The following is a 391-nucleotide window of genomic DNA, read 5'->3' as shown; positions in this document are numbered from 1 at the left end:
CGTTTTGTACGATCTGCGGGCCGCATACCATGATGAGGAAGTTGCCCACCGCCGGGTAGGTGTTGACGAAGGATTGCAGGACGTCGGCGAATTGCGGCGAGGCCAGCAGGCCGGCGGTGTAGGCGCCGATGGCGTAGAAGGCGATGTATCCGAGGTCGAGCAGGCCGGCGAAGCCGACCACGACGTTCAGGCCCAGCGCCAGCATGATGTAGAGCAGGGCGATGTCCATGATGCGCACCCAGGAGTTGCCGAACTGGCTGGCAATGAAGGGGAAGGCGATCATGACGATGAGGAGGATGGCCAGGCTGACGTTGGCCTGGCGCGGGTTGCGTTTCTTGTCGAAGGTGAGGAGGGCCATAATGAGTTCTCTCTGTTTGCGTTAGCAAATGGA

At 60.6% G+C, this 391-nt stretch carries 1 pseudogene; it reads right to left on the bottom strand.

The features are described 5' to 3' along the window. Positions 1–358, bottom strand: a pseudogene (locus tag RV1423_RS28275) (ABC transporter ATP-binding protein); the annotation flags it as partial. Positions 359–391: the final 33 nt, after the last annotated feature.

It is taken from the genome of Herbaspirillum sp. RV1423, from assembly GCF_000577615.1.
Lineage (GTDB): Bacteria > Pseudomonadota > Gammaproteobacteria > Burkholderiales > Burkholderiaceae_D > Herbaspirillum.
This window is presented reverse-complemented; position numbering and strand designations above follow the sequence as displayed.